Source organism: Gemmatimonadota bacterium, assembly GCA_026706345.1.
Taxonomy (GTDB): domain Bacteria; phylum JAAXHH01; class JAAXHH01; order JAAXHH01; family JAAXHH01; genus JAAXHH01.
In genome coordinates this window covers 1-2284 of record JAPOYX010000278.1, presented here as the reverse complement: position 1 = coordinate 2284, position 2284 = coordinate 1, and the positions used below count along the sequence as shown (strand labels likewise).

General features: G+C 63.7%; 2 protein-coding genes. One reads left to right on the top strand and one right to left on the bottom strand.

Annotated features, from left to right (window positions below; all coding sequences use genetic code 11):
- Positions 1–1117: VOC family protein (locus tag OXG98_19430; protein ID MCY3774182.1), on the top strand; the 1117-nt coding region annotated here is incomplete at its 5' end.
- Positions 1118–1194: 77 nt separating this feature from the next.
- Here the strand turns inward: OXG98_19430 and tauD are convergent.
- A complete protein-coding gene (gene tauD / locus OXG98_19425) occupies positions 1195–2046 on the bottom strand; it encodes a taurine dioxygenase (GenBank protein MCY3774181.1) in 852 nt (283 codons plus the stop codon).
- Positions 2047–2284: the final 238 nt, after the last annotated feature.

Below are 2284 nucleotides of genomic sequence, written 5' to 3'. Positions count from 1 at the left end.
GTTGACCGTCCGCCGCGACGAGCTGACGGGACTCGATGACGACGAATGGACCGAAGACTCTGAGTCGGAACTTGATCGCATCGAGGCGCGTTTGGAGGAGATCCGCCAGGCCATCGTCGACCGGGCCGCGTTCCGCCAGAAGGATATGGAAATTGCGGGAGCCATCGTCACCATCGACAGAGGGAATCGAGCGCGGGCCCGGCGTCAGGCAATGATCGAGTCGCTCAGCTACGTTGGCTTCACTTCCCCGAACGCAGCGGTCTGGCAGTCGTTCGGCCCGGATGTTCTCGGCCTGGAAATCGCCGAAACGGAACCCGACGGTACGGTTCGCCTGCGCGTGGACGATGCCGTGCACCGCATCTCCATCCATCCGGGAAAAACCGACGACATCGCGTACATGGGATGGGCCGTCGCCGGCCCCGCCGCACTGGATTCCCTTGGCGAAACGCTCCGCGAAGCCGGCTTCAACACCCACGCCGCCGATGCGAACCTGCTCGAGCAACGGCAGGTCGCCGAGCTGATCTGGTTCGAGGACCCGTTCGGTTTCCGCCACGAAGTCGCCTGGGGGCTGTTGTCGAAGCCCTCGTCATTCAAGCCGGGCCGGCCGCTCTCCGGCTTCGTTACCGGCAACTGCGGCCTCGGCCACCTGGTATTGATCCTGCCCGACCTGGCCCGGGCGGAAGCGTTCTATTCCCGGGTACTCGGGTTCCGGCTTTCCGACCGGGTCGAGATTGGGAGAAGCGTGCGGTTTTTTCATTGCAATCCGCGTCACCACACCCTGGCGATCGCCCACGCCCCGGGTATGGTCGGCATCCATCACCTGATGCTGGAGGTGGCCTCGCTGGATGATGTCGGCACGGCCCTGGACCTGTGCATCGCCGGGGACATCCCCATTACCAGGGGTCTGGGCAAGCACACCAACGACCTGATGACATCGTTCTACATGCGCTCGCCGTCGGGTTTCGAGATCGAGTACGGCTGGGGCGGAAAACTGATCGACGATGAGGAGAACTGGACCGTCGGCGCCTATGACGCCGTCAGCATCTGGGGACACCGGCACCCGGCGGAGCCGGTTCCGCCCGCCATCGTCCGGCCGTTCGAGGAAACGGCAACGTAATTCGCCGGGAATCGAGCTTCGCCCGGCGCGGTACAACGACGCCAATATCGTCGCGACAACACGCCGCCTGATCAACGCTAATACGGCCGGTCGCCTTCCACGGTCACCCGGTGCATGGTCCGTCGCTTCGGCCAGTAGTCGGCCGTCGCGTAGTGCTGCGTACAGCGGTTGTCCCAGACGGCGACATCGCCCACGCGCCAGCGAAAACGCACCTGGAACTCCGGCGTTGCGGCATGGCGGAACAGTTGATCGAGAAGGGCAGCGCTTTCCTCCAGCTCCAATCCCTTGATCGACCGGGTATCCGTCGAACTCACGTACAGGCTCTTCCTCCCGGTGACCGGATGGGTGCGGATCAAGGGATGTTCCGCCGTCGGATTCGGGTCCGCCCACTCGCTGTTCGGATCCAGCTCCACCTTGTCGCCGAGGGCTGCGCGGTATTCGGCCAGGCTGCCCCGGTGCACGCCCGTAAGGCCTGACAGCCTGTCCTGCATTTCGCCGGACAGCCCTTCATAGGCGGCGGTCATGCTGGCCCAAAGGGTATCGCCGCCGGCATCGGGAATCTCCCGCGCCAGCAGCACCGCGCCCAGCGGCGGTTTCGGCAGGTACGTGAGGTCGGAGTGCCATACATTGACCGCCGGTGGCCGCTCTCGGTCGTTCCTGAGCAGGATGACCTCCGGGTCGTCATCGACCTTGGGCAGGAACGGGTGCACGTTCAGGCTGCCGAAGCGCCTGCCGAACCGTTTCAGGTCCTCCTTCGTGAGGTTCTGGTCGTGAAGGAAAATCACCTGGTGATCGAGAAAGGCCTTTTCGATGGCGGCAAAGCGGTTTTCGCTTATTGGCTTTGACAGGTCGACACCATGCACGACAGCCCCTATGGCCGGCGTGAGCACCTCGATTTCGATATCGCTGTCGTTCCCTTCCACTTGCACGCCACGGCGTTTCCGGCGCGGGCGCACGTCCTGTTCACCTCGACGGTAGGGGAGGCAGCGCCCGCAACGTCATCTTTGGGCGAGTCTATTGGTTGTCCCGAACCCAGGCAAGAAGCCTCCCAAAACGCATCGAGCAGTCTTCCAAAGTGAATGCAATACCACCCAGCGTCGAGGCCCCCTACACCGAAGCCGCCAACTGGTTCGTGCGCATCCGGCAGCAGTCGTTGTCGCAGTCGGA